The organism is Metabacillus kandeliae, from assembly GCF_021166585.1.
In the GTDB taxonomy this organism is placed as follows: Bacteria; Bacillota; Bacilli; order Bacillales; family Bacillaceae; genus Metabacillus_B; species Metabacillus_B kandeliae.
On the sequence record NZ_JAJOZE010000001.1, the window covers coordinates 917617 to 940029 of the forward strand.

The following is a 22413-nucleotide window of genomic DNA, read 5'->3' on the forward strand; positions in this document are numbered from 1 at the left end:
CTTTTTCTTTGGCTATGTTAAAGAAGAAAGTTGATTTTTCCCGCCTGCTGATTGGAGCGGCAGGGCTAAGGCGCTTGCGCATTTCTTTAGTGGCTAATAAAACCTTTCTTTTATAAAGGACCCCCAGGAATGGAAAGTATTGCGGAAAAAGGGTATAATAATATAAAAGTAACGCACTAACTTTTAGTAAGTTATAAAAATATTGGGATAACCGTCAAGAAAGCAGCACAAGGGGGAACAAAATGAATTCAAATGTATGTCCCAACATCGAATTTGCTTTTGGATTGCTCGGCAAGCGCTGGAATGGCGTAATTATACATGTACTGATGGATGAACCGAAACGATTCAAGGATTTTTCCGGCATGATACCGGGCATCAGCCAAAAAATGCTCTCTGAAAGGCTGAAAGAACTTGAGGTTTCCGGTTTAATTGAAAGGGAAGTCATTCCTGAAACGCCTGTTAAAGTGATTTATAAATTAACCAAAAAGGGTAAAGGTCTTGAAAACGTAATGAAGGAAGTCCAGTTATGGGCGCAAGATTATTGCGAAAAACAGGGGGATCTTGAATGAAAAAGCGGGTTGTCATTGTTACAGGAGCAGCAAATGGAATTGGAAAAGCAGCAGCAGCTGCATTTGCAAAAAGAGGAGACCGGGTTGTTCTGGCGGACATTGATGAAAAGGCAGGCAAAGCTGCAGAAGACAGCATTAACCAAGAGGGCGGACAAGCTTTATTTATTAAAACAGATGTGTCAAAGCCTGAGGAAATTGCCAGCTGTGCTGAAACAGCTGCAGAAAAATTCGGCGCCATTGATATCCTCATCAATAACGCCGGCATCTCTGCTTTTAAACCTATGACAGAGCTGTCAGCTGAAGACTGGAATCATATTCTGTCGGTCAACCTCAGCAGCGTATTTTTCTTTTCAAGAGAAGCAGCAAAATATATGAAGGAAAATCAAAGCGGCGGTTATATAGTCAATATGGCATCAACAAGGGCGCATATGTCTGAGCCTGATTCAGAGGCTTATGCAGCTTCAAAAGGCGGCATAGCTGCCCTTACGCATGCGCTTGCCGCATCGCTTCAGCAAGATTTTATCACGGTGAATGCCATCTCCCCGGGATGGATTGAAACAGGGGATTACAGCTCTTTGCGCGAGAAGGACCATGAACAGCATTTTTCCAGAAGAGTTGGCAGCCCAGAGGACATTGCCCGCGCCTGCCTATACTTAACAGAGCCTGGAAATAATTTTGTGAATGGGGCTGAGCTTGTGATTGACGGCGGAATGACCAGAAAAATGATCTATGAGGGCGAATAGAGATATAAAATGAGCAGCTGGGGGTTCTTTCGCCCACTCCTTTTCCCATTAGGTGAATAACCTGTAATGCAGGCATATGATGAGGAGGGAAACCATGCTGCCATATAGATACCCATACAGCTATCGTTCTGTGTACCCGCAGGACAGCCGATTTTTCTTTGGAGCCCCCTTTTTAGGAGGCCTCGCTGGAGGACTTTTAGGCGGAGCTTTGATCGGAGCATTTGCACGGCCGTTTTACCCGCCGTATTATGCTTATCCGGGAGCGGGCTTTGGACCGGGATTCGGACCGGGATTCGGAGCAGGATTCGGCTATTATTGATAACGCTCTGCGGCAGCCGGAAGATTGAGCGGTACCCCGCACCAGAGAATCTTAGGGGTTGACAGCCTGTTCAATTAAACCAGCTGGCAAGACTGACAGAAAAAAACTACCTGCTCAGCTGAGCAGGTAGTTTATTCATTTTCGGAAATAAAAATTTCAGTCATGGTATTATCTTCGTTTTTCATAAGAGCAACTTCCAGAAAAGGCTGTTTGTAAACCGCTTTTGAGCCTTTTCTTCTTATGAGGGAGGGAAGGGCAATGGCTTCAGTATGACCTTCTGAAGGATAGTTTTCCAAAAACAGCTTATGAGAAGAATGCTGAATCTTTACTTGCTTTGCTGTTTCGGGAGCCATTTCCGCTTTAACGAAAACGTGATCACTTGTTTCAAATATTTCGTGCCGCGGCTTTACGGATGAAGGCTCCGGATCCATATGATCTTCTTCAGCCTGTTTTGGAAATGGAAAGGAAGAAGCTAGATCGTTTCCGAAGACTTGGCTCATCACCTGGCTGACGTAATTTTCCACGTCATTTGGATTCATCTTTTTTAAATAATCCGGAAGCTTTGATTGCTGAAATGGGAATTGGCTGTTCCATGGAAACAAACCGGCTCAGCTCCTTTAGCTGCATATTGGCCCGTTTTGCATTTCCTGTGCGGATAATGAGCCTAGTGCATTATATGCAGAAGTCATTCTGATGCTTGCTGAATTTGCCGGGCGAATATTGAAAAAGCCGGAGCTTCTTCAGCTGCAAGGCGACTTTATTGATTTTCGTTGCAACCCTGTCATAATAGAAGAAGATTATTCAGCTTTGATTGCGGAAGTAGGGGAGTGATCACAGAATATGGAGGATAAAGCTGTGCTGCTCTCGAGGTATATGGATCTTTGGCAGAATAGAACCTATGATCATACTGGCGAAAATGCAGCTGAAGAGCTTCAAGAAGCAGTCCGGCGCGATCTGAATGATGAATGGACTCATCCAAGGGTGCGTAAAGGCCCTTCAGAAAAGTTTGCTGCTGCAGCCAAAAGAATTGTCTTTTCCAATCTTTCTGCAGAAGAAAAAACGGCTTTGCTCGCCATTTACCTTGAGGTATTGGAAGAGCTTTGATACGGAAGGAAGAACAGGCCATGATTAATTAAAATCATTGCCAGTCATAACAAATAGCTTAAGAGTTTAACCAGGAGGAAAAAGCATGAAACCTATTGATAAAATACAAATTCAGCAATATTTAGATGAAAAGCTGAATAAACCGCTGTATCTGCATCTTGAGACAACTACTGGCGCGTATTCCGCCCACCGAAATGAAAGCAATTTAACTGTTGTGGCATTTATCCGCAATGCAGAAATTACATATGAACAAGCGAAAATCACAGGAAACGGTCCTTTCCGAATCGGTTTAAAAATGCCGCATGGCTGGACTTATGCTGAAGGACTTACGGACTTTACAATTGATGAACAAGACCGGCTGCTGGCTGCCGGCCATCATCCTGACGGGAAGCTTGCCATTGCCTTTCAGCTGAGTGAGTCTCCGTTTCCTTCTTAAACTGACAGGCTGCCAAAAATAAAAGGGCTGTTATTAAAAACCTGCAGAGCTTGCAGGGGAATGTTGAAGGCAGTCCGAGCTACATTACACTATCGTATTGACTATTACAGCCACCATATGAATAAAGGAGAATGAAGGATGAGAGAACATGTGCTTGTTGTTCTGCCGCACCCTGATGATGAATCATTCGGTGTTGCCGGAACAATTGCTTTAAAAAGAAAAGAAGGCATCCCTGTAACCTATGCCTGCCTGACACTTGGCGAAATGGGCAGAAATATGGGAAGCCCGCTTTTTGCCAACCGGGAAGTTCTTCCGCTGATCCGAAAAAGAGAGCTGGAAGATGCATGCAGGGCAATGGACATTGAAGATTTGCGCATGCTTGGCATGCGTGATAAAACACTGGAATTCGAAGATATCGAACTGTTTGCAGACCGGATTCAGGAGCTGATTGAAGAAATAAAACCATCACTCGTTGTGACCTTCTACCCTGAACACGGCGTACATCCTGATCATGATGCAACAGGAAGAGCTGTGATTCATGCTATAAAACGGCTGCCCGCTGATGAAAGGCCTTTGACCTACTGCATGGCAATCACAAAAAACCGTGAAGAAGTATTGGGAGAAGCGAATGTGATAATAGACATCCGCGAAGTGGCCGGGGTAAAACTGGAGGCTTTAAAAGCTCACCGCTCTCAAACTGAAGGATTGATTAAAGAAATGGAAAAGAAATATCAAGAGCAGGATGCAGGCATCATGTCCTGGCTTTTTGAACAGGAGATTTTCTGGACCTATAAATGGGATTGATAAAAAAACCTGTGTGAGGGGCAGAGCCCGGTCACACAGGTTTTTTGCTTGCATGTATTTAAGATTGAGCACTTGGAATATCCCTGACTGTTCTCCTTTGGATAAAGCGGAGCCTAAAGCTGAGTCCTGCCGCACCAGCGGCAAGCCCTGCGATCAGTCCGATCCAAAAGCCAAACGCGCCAATCCCGGTAAAAGCTGCAAGCAGCCAGCCTGTTGGCAGACCAATCACCCAATAGGAAATAAGAGCTGTAAAAAAAGTAAAGTTTACATCCTTATATCCTCTCAATGCACCCTGAATCGGCGCCGCAATGGCATCTGAGAGCTGAAAGAAGATCGCATACAGCAGAAAATGCTGAGTCAGCGCCAATACTTTTCCATTTGTTGAATAAAGCCCTGCAATGCCCTCCCTGAAAAAGAAAATAACAGCGGCAGTCAAAACAGAAAACAGCACAGCAGTCTGGATGCCGATCATTGCATATTGCCTGGCATGATCAGGACGCTTTGCCCCTGTTTCAAACCCCACAACAATGGTCAGAGCCATTGAAATGCTTAGTGGCAGCATGTATAAAAAAGAGGCAAAGTTCATGGCAGCCTGATGAGACGCGATAGTAACTGTATCAAAACGGCTCATAAACAAGGTAACAGCTGCAAAAATACTTGTTTCAAAGAAAATCGCCATCCCAATGGGGACACCGATTTTTAATAATTCCTTCCACTTTGCCAGAGAAATAGCGTGCAAACGGGAAAAAACACCAAACCCGCGAAAAGGATCGCTTTTTGTAATGATGAGAAGCGCAATGATGGCAATAATCCAGTAAGTAATGGCTGAAGCTGCGCCTGCCCCTGCGCCGCCAAGCCTTGGGAAGCCGAAATTCCCGAAGATAAATAAATAATTCAGCAGTAAATTAACAGGAACAGCAGTCAGTGTAATGAACATTGACACCCTTGTCTGTCCAAGGGAATCAATAAACCCTCTTAAAATATTATAGATAAACAAAGGGAGTATGCCTGCTGAAAGGGCAATTAAATAATTCCGCGCCGTGTTTTCCGCCCCTTGTTCAAGATGGAGAGCAGAAAGGACCGGGTTCAGCAGGATACCTCCGATTATGGTTACAGCAATAGCGAGGAATGCTGCAAGATAAACCCCCTGAAGGACGGAAAATCCAGCTTTATGATGTTTTCCTCCCCCTGCAAGCTGTGAAACGATTGGCGTTATGGCGAGCAATATTCCGCTCAGTCCTGTATAAACGGGGACCCACAGGCTTGACCCAATTGCGACACCGGCGAGATCTGTTTGCGTGACATGTCCTGACATGGCAGTATCCATAAAGGTCATCGAGTACAAGCCGAGCTGTGTAATTAAAATAGGAAGAAGAATAGCCAGAAACTGACGGATTTTCTGGCTGGCAGAAGATGTTTGGATCATGACTCAGCCCTCTTTTGCAAAATGATAATGAGAGCATTATATCACTAAAGAGAAAAGATTATTGATTTTGTTTTTCTTTTTTTGAAACGGAATCTCTCCGGAACATTTTATAGTAAATGAACCCCAGCGCAACAGTGCCTGAGACGCTGCAAAAATATTGAATCACTTTTTGAATGATCAACGCAATTCCTCCTTTTAAGTAATATCAAATTTAAAGAGTGTACTTAAATAGCTGATTGTCAAGCTCGCTTCAGAAAAAACCAAAAAGTCTAATACCTGACTTTCTGGTTTTTTCCTCCAGCGCTTGTCGGGGCTGAACGAGCGGCTTGCGCTTTTCATTGTCCAGCTCCAGCCGCTAGCCCCTCGAGGTCATAAGCCGGTCATCCAGAGAAAGGGAAAACCGCCTTTCTCCGGCTGCCCATCTTATGCTTGTCGGGGCTGACCGAGCGGCTTGCGCTTTTCTTAATTGTCCAGCTCCAGCCGCTAGCCCCTCGAGTCGCTTCGAAAAAAACCTAAAAGTCCAAAACCAGACTTTTATGTTTTTTCCTCCAGCGCTTGTCGGGGCTGAACGAGCGGCTTGCGCTTTTCTGCTACCATCTTTAATTTTTTCCAATTGAAAGAATTTATTCCTTTGCATGACAATCCGATTGAGAGGGAAGTTAATCTTATACAGCCAAACAGAAGAGGAGGCGGTCATGATGCTGTATGAAGAGGCCGTACTGTCTGATCTTAAGGAGCTCTTGGCAGCAAGACTCAGAGAAGTTGTTGAAAAATCCGAGAAGCTGATTGGTAATCTCCATTCAGAAACAGAATGCCTGCTTTGTGATTTAGAAGAAATTAAAAAATCTTTTTATGCTATTCAGTCATCCGCATCAACTTTTTATTTAAAAGCATATCTGGCTGATTATATAGAGAATTTTCAAGCGCTGGCCAAGGCCATTGACCATTTGTCAAAACTTCGCCACGGAGCATTGATTGTAGTAGAACGGGATACTTCTGTTGATGGACTGATACATAAGGGGATATCGGTTAATGCTGAGCTTTCAAGCTCCCTTTTGGAGAGCATCTTCTATCCCGGAAGCCCTCTTCATGATGGTGCTGTCTTAATTAAAGACGAGGTGATCGTTTCAGCGGCGAATGTTCTGCCTTTATCAGGCATCAAAACGGGTGAGAATAAGCTTGGAACAAGACACAGAGCGGCTCTCGGGCTTTCAGAGGTCTCCGATGCCCTCATTCTTGTTATTTCTGAAGAAACAGGCCGCATGTCTTTTGCAAAGAACGGCACACTGTATCCAATCAGCTCAAATAATCTGTGAATTTCAATAATAACAGCATGTCTTTGCTCCTAATCACAATTAAGATATAATAGCAAATATGTTTTAGAAGGCCCTTTTCTTATATTTTAAAGCAGATCTTACAGAATTATATATTTTAGGATTATTCTGGTTATATAAAACAAAAGAAAAGAAGCCTTAAGCTAGAAGAATTGTGTGAAGAAGATGCTGAAGAGAGCAGCCATCTTTTCGAAAACAGCTATTAGGAAAGTTAGGGCTAGGAGGAAAGAAAGTTGAACAAACTATCATCAAGAATTGATGGATATTTCCATCTGACTGAACGGAGCACTACGGTAAAACGTGAATTTTTAGCAGCTCTGACCACCTTTATGACCGTCAGCTATATTATACTTGTTAACCCGGTCATCCTCTCTGAAGCCGGTTTGCCGAAGGAAGCTGCACTTGCTGCAACCATTTATGCCATTGTCATCACAACAATGATAATGGGCTTGTGGGCAAACCTTCCAATCGTCATCGGACCAGGGATGGGACTGAACGCATTTTTCACCTACACAGTGGTTTTGAAGCAGGGGCTGTCATGGGAAACAGCGCTTGGTGCTGTTTTTATTTCAGGACTGGTGTTTTTCATCCTTTCCATTCTAGGGATCAGTTCAAAAGTGGTGCAGGCGATACCGAAAACGCTAAAGTCATCCATCACAGCAGGGATTGGTCTTTTTGTCGCCTTTATTGGCCTGAAAAACAGCGGAATCATCGTTTCTGATAAATCTACTTTTGTTGCTCTTGGGCATATAACAAATACAGGGACGATGCTTGCCATTATCGGGCTCATTCTGGCGGCAGTTCTTGTGGCGCTTAATATAAGAGGAGCGCTGATTATTTCGATCATTGTTATCTCAATAGCCTCCATGGCAGCGGGAAATTCGCCATTTCCAAAAAGCCTTTCAGATGTTGTATCTTTTCAGATCCCATCAATAGCACCGACGTTTATGGCAATGGATATAAAAGCGGCGATTGCCTATGGCATTTTTTCTGTTATCTTCTCTTTTACGATCGTTGAGCTTTTTGATACGCTTGCCACTTTAATCGGACTCACAAAGAAGGCGAACCTTTCTGCGCCTGATGGATCTGTGCCTCACATAAAAAGGGCGCTCACCACAGGAGCCCTTGGTACAATGATCAGTGCCCTGTTCGGTTCTACGGCAATGAATACGTATATTGAAAATGCCACAGGCATCGCTGAAGGAGGACGGACAGGACTTAAGGCTGTTTTTGCTGCATGTCTGTTTATTCTGACTCTTTTGTTTGCTCCGTTTATACAATTTATCCCTGATACTGCAACAGCTCCGGTTCTGATCATTATCGGCGCAATGATGCTGTCGGAATTGAAAGAAGTGAACTTTGACGATTTTACAGAGCTGGTTCCGGCATTTTTAACGATCATTATGATGCCGCTGACGTTCAGCATAGCTGAAGGGGTAGCTTTCGGGTTTTTGAGCTATACACTGATTAAACTGTTTACAGGAAGAATAAAAGAACTGCATTGGATAATGTTTGTGATTACCATAGCCTTTTTAATCAATTTTGTAATGATGGGCTAAAATGATCGAAGGGAACCCTTACTGGAGGTTCCCTTTTTTCTTTCCCTGCAAAAAAATATTTCGTATGGCGAAACACTTTAAAGGGTGCTATAGTATTGTAAGACATTACCGTTTTATCAATTTCTTAGCAGGGAGTTCAATATGCTGAAAAATAAAAATGTATGGATCATTCTTTCAGGGGAATTTATTGCTGGTTTGGGGCTTTGGGCAGGGATTATCGGCAACCTCGAATTTATGCAGCGTCATGTGCCGTCTGATTTCTTTAAATCACTTATTCTTTTTGCCGGACTTCTCGCAGGGGTTTTTGCAGGTCCAATGGCAGGAAGGATCATTGATTCCAAATCAAAGAAGGCTGTCTTATTATACGCAGGTCTCGGCAGAATGCTGAGCGTTCTTTTTATGTTTGCTGCCCTTCATTACGAGTCGGTTGTATTAATGGTGCTCTTTATGGTTTGCATCCAGCTGTCAGCAGCATTTTATTTTCCTGCGCTGCAGGCAGCCATTCCTTTAATTGTAAAAGAAAACGAGCTCATCCAGCTGAACGGCATTCATATGAATATGGCAACCATCGCAAGGGTGATTGGAACAGCACTTTCCGGAGCCGTTCTTGCGGTCACAAGCCTTGAAGTGCTGTACGGAGCATCTATGGCAGCATACGGACTGCTTTTTCTGCTGACTTTTTTTCTCGAAATTAATGTAAATGAACGCGAAGAGAGTGGATTGTTTAAAAAGAAGGGGAGTTTTAATGAGATTCTCCCAATATTAAAAAATGCCCCAGTAGCCTTTACAGCGCTGGTGCTGACCATTATTCCGACATTGTTTCTTGGTGGCTTTAACCTGATGGTTATCAACATCAGCGAGCTTCAGCATTCAACTGCCATTAAAGGCTGGCTTTATACGACAGAAGGACTCAGTTTTATGGCAGGAGCATTTTTGATCAAAAAGCTTTCATCAAAGTATAACTCCATTAAATTAATGTTTTTCTTTGCTTTTGTCATTTCCATTGCCCATTTATCTTTATATTTTTCAAACTTGCCGGCTGCATCGCTGCTCTCATTTGCTCTGTTTGGGTTTGGAGTTGGATCATTTTTCCCGATTGCCTCCACTATTTTTCAAACGAAAATCAGCAAGGAGTATCACGGAAGGTTTTTTTCCTTCCGAAACATGCTTGACAGAGTAATGTTTCAAATCGTTCTCCTCGGAACAGGCTTGTTTCTTGATACAATAGGCCTTCCGTTTATGGTTCTAATATTCGGTGCGCTTTCGCTGGCGATTGTGCTATCGTACGGCTACAAAATTCTCGGTAAAACAGGTATTCGGAATATGGCGGAAGAAGCTCCTGCCGGCAAATAAGCGGGAGCTGATCTGATAGAAGTTCCAAGCAGGCTAAAGGCCTGCTTTTTCTCTTTTTTTATGAAAAAATTGCTTGAATATGGATATTCCTTCAATATAATGCAGGATTTAATAAAAATATGTAGTTTTCTTGCCGGCTATCGATTAAACTTATTTTGAATAGTTAAGAGGAGGTACAGGGGGAATGAAGCATAAAATGATCGGCATAACTGCTTCTGCCATCGTTGGTTCTTCTTTATTTGCATCGGCAGCTTCTGCAGAGGAAGTTACGGTCAAAAGCGGCGATACCATTTGGAAGCTTTCGAAAAAATATCAAACAACAGAAGATGCAATAAAAAAGGCAAACGGTCTGAAGAATGATGTTATTTTTACAGGCCAGGTATTGAAAATTCCTGCTGCAGGAACAAAGATTGCAAAATCCATTCAAGTACCCGCAAAAGTAAGTATTCAGTCTCAGCAAAAGCAGGAGCCATCATCCCACACGGTTAAAGCAGGCGACTCACTATGGCTGATTGCAGAAAAGTACAAAACTTCTGTAACTGAAATTAAGCTTTTAAACTCTTTAAAAGGTGATATCATATACGCCGGGCAAGTGCTGAAAGTGAAAGAATCTAAAGAGGCGAAACCGGCGTCTGCCCAGCAAGCAAAGCCATCCGGACAGACCAATCATCAAAACATAAGCCAGGGTACATACAGAGTTGCAGCTGGTGACTCATTATGGATCATCTCTGCCAAAACAAAAGTCACCGTTCAAAATCTCCGCAGTATCAATCAGCTGAAGAGCGATGTCATTTTTCCAGGACAGATCATGAAGCTGACAAAAGGTACAGTCAAAGGGGAAGCTAAACCGCCGGCTGCTCCTGCATCAAAGCCTTCTGCAGGCCAGAACAGCCCTTCTCAAACAGATACATATAAAGTTGCAGCAGGTGATTCCTTATGGAGCATCTCAGCCAAAATGAAAGTCACTATACAGGAACTTCGGACGGCGAATGAGCTGAAGAGCGATACGATTTATACCGGACAAGTCCTGAAGCTGACAAAAGTAGCAGGCACAGAAACCAGCACTCCTAACCAGTCTGGCACTCCGGCAGCAAATTCGGGGGGCAAGCAGGATCAGGGAGGATCATCATCTGTTCAGCCTGGCAGCCAGGCAGACAGAATGATTGCTGAAGCGAAAAAACAAATGGGCGTTCCATACAGATGGGGCGGAAACACATCAGCAGGGTTTGACTGCAGCGGTTTTGTCTACTATGCATTGAATAAAGTTACTTCTATTTCCAGATTAAGCGCTGCTGGGTATTGGAATGTGATGAAGCCTGTCAGCGAGCCGCAAGCCGGGGATTTTGTTTATTTTACAACTTATAAGGAAGGCCCTTCTCATATGGGCATTTACCTTGGTGATGGAAACTTTCTTCACGCCAGCGGTTCAAAAGGCGTGACAATATCTAACCTGAGTGAATCTTATTGGACAAGCCATTATCTTGGCGCCAAGCGATTTTTCCAGTAAACAGAGGATAGGCATCCTTTCTTAAGGTTTGCAATAAGGCGGCAAAGTTTAAGAAAAGACCTGATCACAGAAGCAGCTTAAGCTGCTTAAAAAAGCGCTCTCCTGATGGAGAGCGCTTTTTCATTGGGAAAGATTGAAGAAAATCAACTTTAAATCGTTCTTCTGCAGAAGATTACAAGAACGAAGCTTTTACTAAACGTAATATTCCCTGATCACGGCAGATTAACTGTTCCTTTCCTTGGACAGAATGCTAATGAAACTGCCTGAAGGAGGAATGGAAATGAAAAAGGTAATGATTCTGGCTGGTGCAGGGCTGTTATTGTTTTCAGCCGGCTGTCAGCAAAGGGAGCATATGAACGAGCAAGAGGTTTTTCCTGCAGAAAAGCATGCTGTAATGGATGTAACGGTTCCGCTTATCAATTCAGAAGGAAAAGAGGCGGGGAAGGCTGTGCTTTCTGAAACTTTTAAAGGAGTAAATGTTCACCTGACGGCAAAAGGGCTGGCTCCTGGCGCCAAAGCCATTCATTTTCATGAAACCGGAAGCTGCAAAACACCGGATTTCATGAGTGCAGGCGGACACTTTAATCCAGAAGGGAAAATGCATGGGCTGAAGAATCCAAAAGGGCCGCATGCAGGTGATATGCTGAATATCATTATCCCGGAAAGCGGAACGGCTGATGTGAATGTTACGGCACCATTCGTTACTCTGGAAGAGGGGAAGCCTAATTCGCTGCTTGATGAAAATGGGAGCGCATTGGTTATCCATGAAAAAGCTGATGACTATGTAACTGACCCTGCAGGAAATGCCGGGAAAAGAATTCTTTGCGGAGTTGTAAAAAAACAGTAATTCTTTGCAGGATAGCGCCTGCAGGTTCCCTTTTTGTAACTATGCCCGGTTTCTAGTATAATTTGTGTAAAGAGGCTGCTGTTGCCTGAACAGAGTCTCTTCTTTTTTGTTCTCATTCATATTCTGTTTAATAAAGCGAGGTTAAACGATGCATAGCCATTTGGAAAATATTGGGCTTCCTTCTGAAGTGAAGGAGCTTTTAAAAGATAGAGGGATTGGAAATCTTAGTGCAGAGGATGAATCTTTGATAGGGAGGGGAGGCTTTGCCTCAGAAGACGATGCCATCATCTATGATGCCATTATCTCCCTTGCCCTTGATAAAAATCTTCTATTAAAAGGCCCTACAGGCTCAGGTAAAACAAAGCTTGCCGAAACGCTTTCTTATTGGTTTCAGCAGCCGATGCACAGCATTAACTGTTCGGTTGATCTGGATGCCGAAGCCATGCTTGGCTATAAGACGATCATGTCCCGAGGAGAAAATCAGGTTATTGAGTTCGTTCCCGGACCTGTTATCAAAGCAATGAAAAATGGCCATCTTCTGTATATTGATGAAATTAACATGGCGAAGCCTGAAACACTTCCTATTTTAAACGGTGTTTTAGATTACAGAAAAAGAATAACAAATCCTTTTACAGGAGAAGTGATCACAGCAAAAAAAGGATTCGGTGTGATTGCAGCGATTAATGAAGGATATGTAGGAACTGTACCGCTGAATGAAGCCCTTAAAAACCGTTTTATCATGATCGATGTTCCCTATATACAGGGTGATATGCTGAAAAAAATTCTTAAAGCGCAATCAGGGCTTCAGGATGACAAGCTGCTTGATTTGTTTGTCCGTTTTTCAGCTGACTTGATCGTCCAGGTTAAAAATGGGCAGATTTCTGAGGAGGCGGCCTCTGTGAGGGCTATGCTTGATACATGTGATCTTGCTGTATATTTGCCTCCATTAAGGGCCATAGAGCGCGGCATAGCTGAAAAAGCAGAGGATGAAAGGGAAAAAGCAGCGATCCGGAATATTGCGGAAACGTTATTTGAGTGAGGGCTGCCTATGAAGTTTATTAAATTTAACGATAGTCAGATAGATTCTTTTTTATTTATGGAATTGACAGATTTGGCTAAGACCATTTCCAAAAACAAAGAAATGGAAATTGAATATGAAGTTCAGTCTTACCTTGATCCTTTCAAAAATACCGTCTATATAAGCCACTTTTGGAATCAGAGGCCTATCCGAGATACAGTGGAAGGCCTTAAGAGCGACTTATATTTAAGAGCGCTGGGGAATTATTACTTTACAGCTCCATTACAGGTGAAAGAGTTTTTGCGCAAAGTTCACAGAACACGTCTGCCGGAATTCGGAAAGCAGCTTTTTGCTCTGCTGGAGGATCTGAGGCTTGAAGAAATTTGTAAAAAAGAGCGCCCTGGTACAAAGAAAACCTTTCAGAAGCGTAAGGAGCTTTACCGGAAATATTTTCAATCGCAGCTGACGATTAACCGGGAAAGAAGCCTTTATGCAGATGCCCTGTTCAGCGGCCTGTATTTAAAGCTGACAGCAGAATCTCCTTTAGTGGCACTTCCATCTTTAAAGGAAGAAATTAATCTTGCTTTCCCCTTTATAGAAAGGATGCTGGAAAAATCCTATGAAGCAGCTTCTGCTGAAGAAACAGCTGAAATTGCTTTGGAAATGACTGAGGTACTGGAGGATTTGCTTGATAAGGATATGCTGAACACGTATTTCTTTATCCCGGAGAGCGTCTACAGCAGAGAAGACCTGGGTCTGACTTTTGATGATCTAAAGAGGAAATCAAAGCTTGATCAGGATGATTCCCTTGGACCGCTTGAAAAAGAGGATAAAGATGTTCATGAAGACAAGCTGCCGACATGGCACAGAGAAACAAGCGAAGCGACGAAGAGTTTTCTTCAGTTTGATCTTGAGCACGGCTCCAAAACGGATTTAGCCGGTCAGGCAGCAAGAGAAGGAGAAGATGGGGATCAGGCGCTTGGTACAGTCCAGGGAACATCAAAAAAAGCGAAGAATAACGATTATTCAAAGCTTGAAGCCCTCGAAGAAGACAGAAGAGGAGAAAGCGGCGAGGATGCACATCCTTACGGAAAGGAAAATGCAGCAGCTGTGCCTTTCCAATTGGAACCGCGATCTGCATCGGCTGAGGAAGAAAGGATATACAGGGAATACAAAGCGGATATTCTAAATTATCAAAAGAAAATGAAGCAAATGATTCAAAAAATGCTTGAGCATAAGAGGACCTTGCCAAGAACAGACCTTCATACCGGCAGGCTTGGGAAAAAGCTATTAAAGCTGTTTACAGACGATAATCCAAAGCTTTTTTATAAAAAAGAACAGCCATCCATTCAAATTGACGCTGTTTTTTCGCTGCTCGTTGACTGTTCGGCCTCGATGTTTGACAAAATGGATGAAACGAAGCGCGGAATTGTGCTTTTTCATGAAGCGCTGCATTCCGTTCAGGTGCCGCACCAGATTACAGGTTTCTGGGAAGACACAGGTGAAGCAACAGATGCTTATCAGCCTAATTATTTTAAACGGGTTCTTTCCTATCAATCTTCGCTAAAAACAGGAAGCGGCCCTGAAATCATGCAGCTTGCGCCTGAAGAAGATAACAGGGATGGATTTGCCATCCGCCATATGGCTGAAGAGCTGCTGAGAAGAAATGAAAAACAGAAATTTCTGCTCGTTTTTTCAGACGGCGAGCCCGCTGCTATGAATTATGAGCAAAACGGAATTGTAGATACGCACGAAGCGGTGCTTATGGCAAGAAAACAGGGCATTGAAGTGATTAATGTATTTTTATCAAACGGCGAAGCAGATGAAAGTCAATATAAATCGATTAAAACGATTTATGGCAATTTCAGTCTGATTGTGACGAACATCGAAGAGCTGCCGGATGTCCTGTTCCCGCTGCTGAAAAAGTTATTGAAAAAGAGCCTTCAATCGGGATAACCGGAAGGCTCTTTTTTGTGCTGCTGAAAAGGTTCATTGATGCTGAAATAACGAGTGAAAGGATAGAAATCAGAAAAATCCCTGAAAATACTGATTGAAAAACAGCTGAAAAGACAAAAGAAGCTAAATTTTTTGTTTTTTACTATTATTTTTAAATTTTCTATCGATATTTGTTGGAAAGAACGGGACGAGAGTGGTAAAATATCATATGGAAGCGTTTTAGCTTTTTCTTTCTTTTCACTTAAGCCGATATGAATCGGAAATTGTATATCAAAATAGTATCTTTTAAAGCACTTGGTAATTCACAGTTGGGGGTAATGTTAATGTCACAAGCTGCATCGAAACCTCAAGTAACATGGGAAGACTTTTACGGTCCCAATCTTGGCTATGTTATGGATTTGTATGACCAATACCTGGCAGATCCTGACTCACTGGATGCTGAACTGAGAGAATTGTTTGACAAGCTGGGGGAACCGTCAGAAACAGAATTTCAGGAAAATGCTTTCCGGCAGCCTTTAGATAAAGGATCTGCTCCATCGCCGGATGCTGTTCACAAAATCGCTTCTGCGGTCAAGCTGGCGGAAGATATCAGAACATACGGACATCTATATGCTTCTGTCTATCCTCTTGAAAACCAGGAAAGCGCAGAGGATTTTTTGCGTTTGGAAAAGTATGAGCTCACTGAGAAAGATTTAAAAGACATTCCTGCAGCCGTTCTTTGTCCTGATGCACCGGCTGAAGTCAAAAACGGCCTTGAAGCCATTAACTATCTGCGGGAAACGTATAAAAAAACAATCTCATTCGAATTTGACCATGTACATGGCATCGAAGAGAAAAACTGGCTGAAAAAAATTGTCGAGTCAGGCGAAATTTTCACCCATTTATCCAATGAAAAGAAAGTCGGCATTTTAAAAAGACTGATGGAAGTTGAAGGATTTGAAAAGTATCTTCATAAAACATTCGTCGGCCAAAAGCGCTTCTCTATAGAAGGTTTGGATATGCTTGTTCCAATGCTTGACGGCATGATCGCAAGCGCCGTCGAAGCCGGTACGAATACGATTAACATCGGCATGGCGCACAGGGGCCGCCTCAATGTGCTGGCGCATGTGCTTGGAAAACCTTATGAAATCATTTTTTCTGAATTTCAGCATGCTCCTAACAAAGAACTTGTTCCGTCAGAAGGCTCCATCGGCATTAACTACGGCTGGAGCGGTGATGTAAAGTACCATCTTGGCGCTGACAAGCAAATTAAGGATGAAAGCACAATCAGGGCAAGGCTGACGCTTGCCAACAATCCGAGCCACCTGGAATTTGTTGATCCGATTGTTGCCGGCTATACAAGAGCGGCACAGGAAACAAGAACAGGCGAAGGCTTTCCTGAACAGGATATTAAAAAATCTCTTGCCGTCATGATTCATGGCGACGCTGCTTTTCCTGGCGAAGGAATTGTGGCAGAAACTTTAAACCTGAGCAGGCTGAAAGGCTATCAGACAGGCGGATCCATACATATCATCGCTAATAATGTGATCGGATTCACAACAGAGAGCAAGGATTCCCGCTCAACCCGCTACGCAAGCGACCTTGCAAAAGGGTACGAAATTCCGATTGTCCATGTGAATGCAGATGACCCTGAAGCATGTTTGGCTGCTATTACAATGGCGATGGAATACCGTTATAAATTTAAAAAGGACTTCCTGATCGACCTGATCGGCTATCGCCGCTTCGGACATAATGAAATGGACGAGCCGATGACAACACAGCCTCAGGTTTATGAAAAGGTCCACAAGCATCCGACAGCCAAAGAAATATACAAAAAGCTTCTGCAGGACGAAAGCGTTTTGACACAGGATGATGCTTCAAAGCTTGAAGAAGAAGTGCAGAACAAGCTTGATGCTGCGTATCAGAAAGTTCCTAAGAGGCAAGTTACTGAAATTCATGATATCGAGCTGCCAGAAACCATTCTTCACGGCTTTCCTAAAGTGGATACATCCGTTCCGCTTGACAGACTGCACAGCATTAACAGCCAGCTTGTTCAGTGGCAGGAAAACTTTAATGTTTTCGGCAAGCTTCAAAGGATTTTGGAGCGCCGGAGCAATGTGATGAAAGAAGACCATAGGGTAGAGTGGGGCCTTGCTGAAACACTCGCATTCGGTACAATTGTTCAGGATGGAACACCTGTCCGCCTGACTGGCCAGGATTCTGAACGCGGAACGTTTGCTCAAAGGAACCTTGTTCTTCATGATTCAAAGACTGGTGAAGTATATTCGCCGCTGCACACAGTGAAAGATGCAAAGGCAACATTTGCGGTTCATAACAGCCCGCTGTCTGAAGGATCTGTTCTTGGATTCGAATATGGCTATAATGTTTTTGCACCTGAAACATTGGTCTTATGGGAAGCTCAATACGGCGATTTCGCCAACGCTGCCCAAGTATTTTTTGATCAGTTTATTTCAGCAGGCAGAGCCAAATGGGGCCAAAAATCAGGTCTCGTTATCCTTCTTCCGCATGGTTATGAAGGACAGGGGCCAGAGCACTCCAGTGCAAGGCTTGAAAGGTTCCTGCAGCTGGCATCTGAAAATAACTGGACAGTAGCCAACCTGACCAGTGCGGCCCAGTATTTTCATATTCTGAGAAGACAGGCCAAAATGCTTCAGAAAGAAGAAGTGCGCCCGCTGATCATTATGACGCCGAAGAGTCTCCTCCGAAATCCGAATACCATTTCGGACGCAGAAGAACTGGCAAGCGGCAGCTTTAAACCGATTATGGAGCAGCAGGGACTCGGCGCAGATGCTGAAAAAGTCAAGCGCGTAGTCTTCTGCTCAGGAAAAGTGAGCATTGATATTTCTGAAAAACTTAAAAATATGGAAGAGAACCCGCAGGAAATTCATGTAGCAAGGGTTGAAGAAATCTATCCTTTCCCTAAAGAAGAGATTAAGAACCTGATTGGACGTTTTGAAAATTTGGAGGAAATTCTTTGGGTTCAGGAAGAACCTCAAAATATGGGTGCCTGGTCTTATATGGAAGCAAAGCTGCGTGAAACGGCGGCTGACAGCATTAAAGTCCGCTATGAAGGCAGAAGAAGAAGATCCAGTACAGCCGAGGGAGATCCGACTGTCCATAAAAAAGAACAAGAACGCATTATTACACATGCCTTAACATGGGATAACTAAGGGGGAGACAAATCATGGCTGAAATTAAAGTACCGGAACTCGCTGAATCTATTTCTGAAGGAACAATTGCCCAGTGGCTGAAGCAGCCGGGTGATTTTGTAGAGCAGGGAGAATACCTGCTGGAGCTTGAAACAGATAAAGTAAACGTAGAATTAACAGCAGAACAATCTGGGGTGCTGAAGCAGGTATTAAAAGAAGCGGGCGATATCGTTCAGGTTGGCGAAACAATCGGCATGATTGATGAAAACGGCCAAGGATCCGCAGGCGGCGGTGCAGAGGAACCGAAGCAGGAAGCAAAAGCTCCTGAAACAGCGCCATCAGCTGAGCAAGCTAAGCAGACTCCACCGAATGAAGCGCCTAAAACGGACTATATTCAGCAAACTGAAGCAGCAGAGGATAAAAAATCAGCCCGCACAATTGCTTCTCCTGCAGCAAGAAAGCTTGCAAGAGAAAAAGGCATCAGTCTGGAAAGTGTTCCGTCTGCTGATCCATTCGGAAGATTGCGCAAGCATGATGTAGAAAACTATAACGGTTCAGAAAACCAGCAGGCGGCTCCTGCGAAGCCTGCACAAAGTGCTCAGCAGCCAGCAGCACAGCAGCAGGATAATCCTGCTAAACCGGTTGAGCGCATTAAAATGTCCAGAAGACGCCAGACAATTGCCAACAGGCTGGTTGAAGTTCAGCAAACTTCAGCGATGCTGACAACATTTAATGAAGTGGACATGACGGCTGTTATGGATCTTCGAAAGCGCCGCAAAGACCGCTTCTTTGAAGAGCATGATGTACGCCTTGGATTTATGTCATTCTTTACAAAAGCAGTGGTTGCTGCTCTTAAGAAATTCCCGCTTGTGAATTCTGAGATTCAGGGAAGCGAGCTTGTGCTGAAAAAATTCTATGATATCGGCATCGCTGTTTCTGCTCAGGAAGGCCTTGTTGTTCCTGTAGTCAGAGATGCAGACCGAAAATCATTTGCCGAAATTGAAGGCGAAATCACAGGTCTTGCAAAAAAAGCCCGCGACAATAAGCTGGCATTAAGCGATCTACAAGGCGGAACTTTCACTATTACAAACGGCGGCGTATTCGGCTCATTGCTTTCAACACCGATCCTAAACGGACCGCAGGTTGGAATTCTCGGCATGCACAAAATTCAGGTGCGCCCTGTTGCCATTGATAATGAAAAAATGGAAAACCGCCCAATGATGTATATTGCCCTTTCTTATGACCACCGTGTCATTGACGGCAAAGAAGCAGTAGGCTTCCTTGTTGCCGTGAAAGAGCTTTTGGAAGATCCGGAATCACTTCTTCTAGAAGGCTGATCTAGCATGAGGAACTCCTTTAGGAGTTCCTCTTTTTTTGCTTTTTTAGGAAAAAGGATTTGCGGAAAATATGAAGAAAGTGAAAAAGAGAAAAAGACACATTTTGGAGGAGAATGCATGGACAGCCAGCTTTACTATAAAAAAAGTCCCAATAAACTGATTCAGGAAGATGCCTGCTTTATCCATACCTCTATGGAAGCAGCAGGAGTATTTGATGGTGTGACCCCGATTGATGCTTATAAAAATTCAAAAGGTGAAAATGGTGCGGTTCTCGCCTCCCATTTGTTCAAAAGATATTTTCAAGAGTTATTCACAGAAAAAACGAGTCCAAAAGAGGGTATTGCAGCTGCTAACAGGCTGCTGAAAGAAAAAATGCAGGATTGCGGCATTGATTTATCAGAAAAACCTTATTTATGGTCAACCTGTGCCGCTGTCGTTAGGGCGGAAGAAGATGTGATCTCCTTTGCACAGGCGGGGGATTGCATGATTGCGGCCAGAATGAAGGACGGAAGAGTAAGGGAACTTGTAAAAAACTCTGTTAAAGGAATAAGCGCCAGAGCAAAAACCAGGCGGGAAAATGAACGGGACGAAGGAAAAGGTATTCAGCCAGAGCACTATTATCAGCAAAATCCAGCCGCCCTATATGCAGATCACAGGTCAATGGCGAATACGGAAGATGGTTACTCTGTATGCAACGGAGAGGAAGCTCTTGAAAGCTACATACAGGAGGGAAGCATTGAAAAAAAGGATGTGGATGCCATTCTGCTCATTTCTGACGGTTTTTTTATTCCTGGAGAAGAAACATTGCAAAAGGCTGTTGAGTTTGCCTGCCAAAAAGGGCTTCCAGCACTGGCCGAATTTATTGAACAAAAAGAAAAAGATGCTAACCTGCCTCCAGATGACCGGACTGCCATACTCATTCGCTTTAACTGAAATAGAGAACCTGTTGCCAATAAAGTGCGAATGCTGATAAAATGAAGTGAAACTGAAAAAGGGGCGCTCATAATGATTCACCATAACTGGCAGAATACAAAAACATTAAAAGAAGTAACTTGTGTACATACAAATGCAAAAAAATATGTTGTGAACCAAGCCTTAACAGAAGGCAAAACATACGAAGTGAAAAATGAAACTGAAGAATTTTACTTTGTTATCGACAATACCGGCAAAGTCAGCGGCTTTTATAAAGATTATTTTGAAGAGCGCTGATTGCAGCCCCTGCCCATGCGGCAGGGGTTTTTATTTTGATTTATTTAGTGGTGCATTTTGCCTTCTGCTTCAAACAGCAGATGAAAAAGCAGTATTTTTTATGAAAGAAGGCGATGTTAAAGGGGAATCTTGTTTTTTTGAACCTGTTGATTTTCGTTTAACGCCTGAAACGGAAATGAACAGCCAATTTAACTGACCCTAAAAGGAAAAAGGCAGCCCCGGTTCCTTGCTGGTTTGGTTTCTTCAAATTAAGGGAAAAATTGATTCAGCCTGGCACATGTGAATTTGGGGAGAGATGTTGATGAAAACTCGCGGATTATTTAAGAAAAGAATACTGCTGCTCGTCCTTATCCTGTTTTTAGGCGGTGTGATGATTTTTAACTGCTATAAGCCGCTTCCAAAGGGCCTGTCCTATGAAGGGCCGATACATAAAACAGATGACATCAAAATGTACAGCAACCTTTACTATAAGAATGGGGGGAAAACAGTATTCCAGGAACAAATATTTAATAGAATTAACCAAATGATAAAAGAGGCTGACCAATTTATAGTCATTGACCTTTTTCTCTTAAACGGCTACATAGATGATGGCGTTAACTATCCAAAGTTAAGCGAACAGCTCACAGCAGCGCTTATTCAGAAAAAGAAAGCCAATCCAAACATACAAATTGCCTTTATTACAGATGAAGTCAATACCACCTATGGAGCACACCGTTCAAAGGAGCTTCATGATCTGACAGAAAACGGAATTCAAGTGGTTACTACCAAATTGGAACCGCTGCGGGATTCTAACCCCATTTACTCCAGTGTTTGGAGAACGTTTTTTCAATGGTTCGGTACGGAAGGAAAAGGATGGCTCCCAAACCCGTTATCAAGCAAAGCGCCAAGTGTAACATTGCGGTCTTATCTTACATTGCTCAATGTAAAAGCCAATCACAGAAAAGTCATTTTAACCGACAAAACAGGAATGGTCAGTTCTGCCAATCCTCATGACCAAAGCGGTTTTCACGCCAATATGGCTTTTGAAGTAAAGGGAAATGTTTTGAATGATCTTTTAAAAACTGAAAAAGCGGCTGCTGGATATTCAGGAGCAGATTCAATCCCCGGAAGCTATAAAGAAGAAGAAAAAGAACAGGGCGACATGACCGTTCGAGTGCTGACAGAAGGTAAAATTTTGAAGCACGTTGAAAAAACAATTGATCAAGCAGAAAAAGGAGACACCCTTTGGCTTGGCATGTTCTATCTGGCTGACCGTTCTCTTGTCAACAAGCTGATAGACGCCTCAAATAGGGGTGTGGCCATCAATATGATTCTCGATCCAAACAAAAATGCCTTCGGAAAGCAGAAGATGGGGATTCCCAATCAGCCGGTCGTCAAGGAGCTTACTGAAAAAACGCACGGGAAAATTCGTGTTCGCTGGTACAATGTCAAAATGGAGCAGTACCACACCAAAACAATGTACTTAAAGCATAAGCAAAAGGGAATCATCATTGCAGGCTCTGCCAACTTTACAAAAAGAAATCTGGCAGATTTAAACCTTGAAACAGATTTAAAAATTGAAGGCCCTGTCAACAAGGAGCTGATGAAGGAGATGGATTCTTATTTCAGCAGGCTGTGGAATAATGAGGATGGAAGCTATACTCTTCCGCAAAAAGCTTATCAGGATACCCTTACGCCATTGAAAAGAATTGTCTTCACCATTCAGGAACTGCTTGGTTTTACCACATACTGAACAATGCTATT

General features: G+C 43.3%; 22 protein-coding genes. 19 read left to right on the forward strand and 3 right to left on the reverse strand.

The window, feature by feature from the left end:
* Nucleotides 1–242 precede the first annotated feature (242 nt).
* The 3 genes from LRR81_RS04630 (at nt 243) to LRR81_RS04640 (ending at nt 1631) form a co-directional block, all read left to right on the forward strand.
* Complete coding sequence (locus tag LRR81_RS04630) at nt 243–569, forward strand: winged helix-turn-helix transcriptional regulator (protein WP_231788111.1); 327 nt, start codon at nt 243–245, stop codon at nt 567–569.
* The gene (locus LRR81_RS04635) at nt 566–1312 is read left to right on the forward strand and encodes an SDR family NAD(P)-dependent oxidoreductase (protein ID WP_231788112.1); all 747 of its coding nucleotides are present in this window, start codon (nt 566–568) and stop codon (nt 1310–1312) included. The genes LRR81_RS04630 and LRR81_RS04635 overlap by 4 nt, the downstream gene beginning before the upstream one ends.
* A 94-nt stretch (nt 1313–1406) precedes the next feature.
* The gene (locus LRR81_RS04640; RefSeq protein WP_231788113.1) at nt 1407–1631 is read left to right on the forward strand and encodes a hypothetical protein; all 225 of its coding nucleotides are present in this window, start codon (nt 1407–1409) and stop codon (nt 1629–1631) included.
* A gap of 131 nt (nt 1632–1762) precedes the next feature.
* On the opposite strand, the gene LRR81_RS04645 is transcribed toward LRR81_RS04640, so the two are convergent.
* Nucleotides 1763–2233, reverse strand: a complete 471-nt coding sequence (locus tag LRR81_RS04645) for a spore gernimation protein GerT (RefSeq protein WP_231788114.1) — start codon at nt 2231–2233, stop codon at nt 1763–1765.
* A gap of 91 nt (nt 2234–2324) precedes the next feature.
* Between LRR81_RS04645 and LRR81_RS04650 the strand changes: the two genes are divergently transcribed.
* From LRR81_RS04650 to bshB2, 4 genes are all read left to right on the forward strand, one after another.
* Nucleotides 2325–2462 carry a hypothetical protein gene (locus tag LRR81_RS04650; RefSeq protein WP_231788115.1) on the forward strand — a complete coding sequence of 46 codons (138 nt, stop codon included), beginning with the start codon at nt 2325–2327 and terminating at the stop codon, nt 2460–2462.
* 9 nt (nt 2463–2471) lie between these two features.
* Nucleotides 2472–2735 carry a hypothetical protein gene (locus LRR81_RS04655; protein WP_231788116.1) on the forward strand — a complete coding sequence of 88 codons (264 nt, stop codon included), beginning with the start codon at nt 2472–2474 and terminating at the stop codon, nt 2733–2735.
* A gap of 85 nt (nt 2736–2820) precedes the next feature.
* Nucleotides 2821–3171, forward strand: a complete 351-nt coding sequence (locus tag LRR81_RS04660; RefSeq protein WP_231788117.1) for a YojF family protein — start codon at nt 2821–2823, stop codon at nt 3169–3171.
* A gap of 138 nt (nt 3172–3309) precedes the next feature.
* Nucleotides 3310–3975 carry a bacillithiol biosynthesis deacetylase BshB2 gene (gene bshB2 / locus LRR81_RS04665; RefSeq protein WP_231788118.1) on the forward strand — a complete coding sequence of 222 codons (666 nt, stop codon included), beginning with the start codon at nt 3310–3312 and terminating at the stop codon, nt 3973–3975.
* Between the two features lie 58 nt (nt 3976–4033).
* Here bshB2 and LRR81_RS04670 read toward each other — a convergent pair whose 3' ends face one another.
* The gene (locus LRR81_RS04670) at nt 4034–5401 is read right to left on the reverse strand and encodes an MATE family efflux transporter (RefSeq protein ID WP_231788119.1); all 1368 of its coding nucleotides are present in this window, start codon (nt 5399–5401) and stop codon (nt 4034–4036) included.
* Between the two features lie 58 nt (nt 5402–5459).
* Nucleotides 5460–5582 carry a hypothetical protein gene (locus tag LRR81_RS21175; protein ID WP_269448483.1) on the reverse strand — a complete coding sequence of 41 codons (123 nt, stop codon included), beginning with the start codon at nt 5580–5582 and terminating at the stop codon, nt 5460–5462.
* A 517-nt stretch (nt 5583–6099) separates the two neighbouring features.
* On the opposite strand from LRR81_RS21175, the gene cdaS reads away from it, so the two are divergent.
* The 12 genes from cdaS (at nt 6100) to LRR81_RS04730 (ending at nt 22402) form a co-directional block, all read left to right on the forward strand.
* A complete protein-coding gene (cdaS, locus tag LRR81_RS04675; protein WP_231788618.1) occupies nt 6100–6717 on the forward strand; it encodes a sporulation-specific diadenylate cyclase CdaS in 618 nt (205 codons plus the stop codon).
* Nucleotides 6718–6968: 251 nt separating this feature from the next.
* The gene (locus LRR81_RS04680; RefSeq protein ID WP_231788120.1) at nt 6969–8294 is read left to right on the forward strand and encodes an NCS2 family permease; all 1326 of its coding nucleotides are present in this window, start codon (nt 6969–6971) and stop codon (nt 8292–8294) included.
* Between the two features lie 141 nt (nt 8295–8435).
* Nucleotides 8436–9647 carry an MFS transporter gene (locus LRR81_RS04685; protein WP_231788121.1) on the forward strand — a complete coding sequence of 404 codons (1212 nt, stop codon included), beginning with the start codon at nt 8436–8438 and terminating at the stop codon, nt 9645–9647.
* A 184-nt stretch (nt 9648–9831) separates the two neighbouring features.
* Nucleotides 9832–11154: a C40 family peptidase gene (locus LRR81_RS04690; RefSeq protein WP_231788122.1), complete on the forward strand. Its 1323-nt coding sequence runs from the start codon at nt 9832–9834 to the stop codon at nt 11152–11154.
* Nucleotides 11155–11434: 280 nt separating this feature from the next.
* Nucleotides 11435–12001 carry a superoxide dismutase family protein gene (locus tag LRR81_RS04695; protein WP_231788123.1) on the forward strand — a complete coding sequence of 189 codons (567 nt, stop codon included), beginning with the start codon at nt 11435–11437 and terminating at the stop codon, nt 11999–12001.
* A 148-nt stretch (nt 12002–12149) separates the two neighbouring features.
* Entirely contained in the window at nt 12150–13040 is an 891-nt protein-coding gene (locus LRR81_RS04700) for an ATP-binding protein (protein WP_231788124.1), read from the forward strand.
* 9 nt (nt 13041–13049) lie between these two features.
* Nucleotides 13050–14975: a vWA domain-containing protein gene (locus tag LRR81_RS04705; protein ID WP_231788125.1), complete on the forward strand. Its 1926-nt coding sequence runs from the start codon at nt 13050–13052 to the stop codon at nt 14973–14975.
* Between the two features lie 323 nt (nt 14976–15298).
* Complete coding sequence (gene sucA, locus LRR81_RS04710; protein WP_231788126.1) at nt 15299–18145, forward strand: 2-oxoglutarate dehydrogenase E1 component; 2847 nt, start codon at nt 15299–15301, stop codon at nt 18143–18145.
* Between the two features lie 14 nt (nt 18146–18159).
* Nucleotides 18160–19461, forward strand: coding sequence for a 2-oxoglutarate dehydrogenase complex dihydrolipoyllysine-residue succinyltransferase (odhB, locus tag LRR81_RS04715; RefSeq protein WP_231788127.1), 1302 nt, complete (start codon nt 18160–18162; stop codon nt 19459–19461).
* Nucleotides 19462–19578: 117 nt separating this feature from the next.
* Nucleotides 19579–20394, forward strand: coding sequence for a protein phosphatase 2C domain-containing protein (locus LRR81_RS04720; protein ID WP_231788128.1), 816 nt, complete (start codon nt 19579–19581; stop codon nt 20392–20394).
* Between the two features lie 72 nt (nt 20395–20466).
* Nucleotides 20467–20670: a DUF6501 family protein gene (locus LRR81_RS04725; protein WP_231788129.1), complete on the forward strand. Its 204-nt coding sequence runs from the start codon at nt 20467–20469 to the stop codon at nt 20668–20670.
* Nucleotides 20671–20971: 301 nt separating this feature from the next.
* On the forward strand, nt 20972–22402 hold the full coding sequence (locus tag LRR81_RS04730) for a phospholipase D family protein (protein WP_231788130.1): 1431 nt from the start codon (nt 20972–20974) through the stop codon (nt 22400–22402).
* Nucleotides 22403–22413 lie beyond the last annotated feature (11 nt).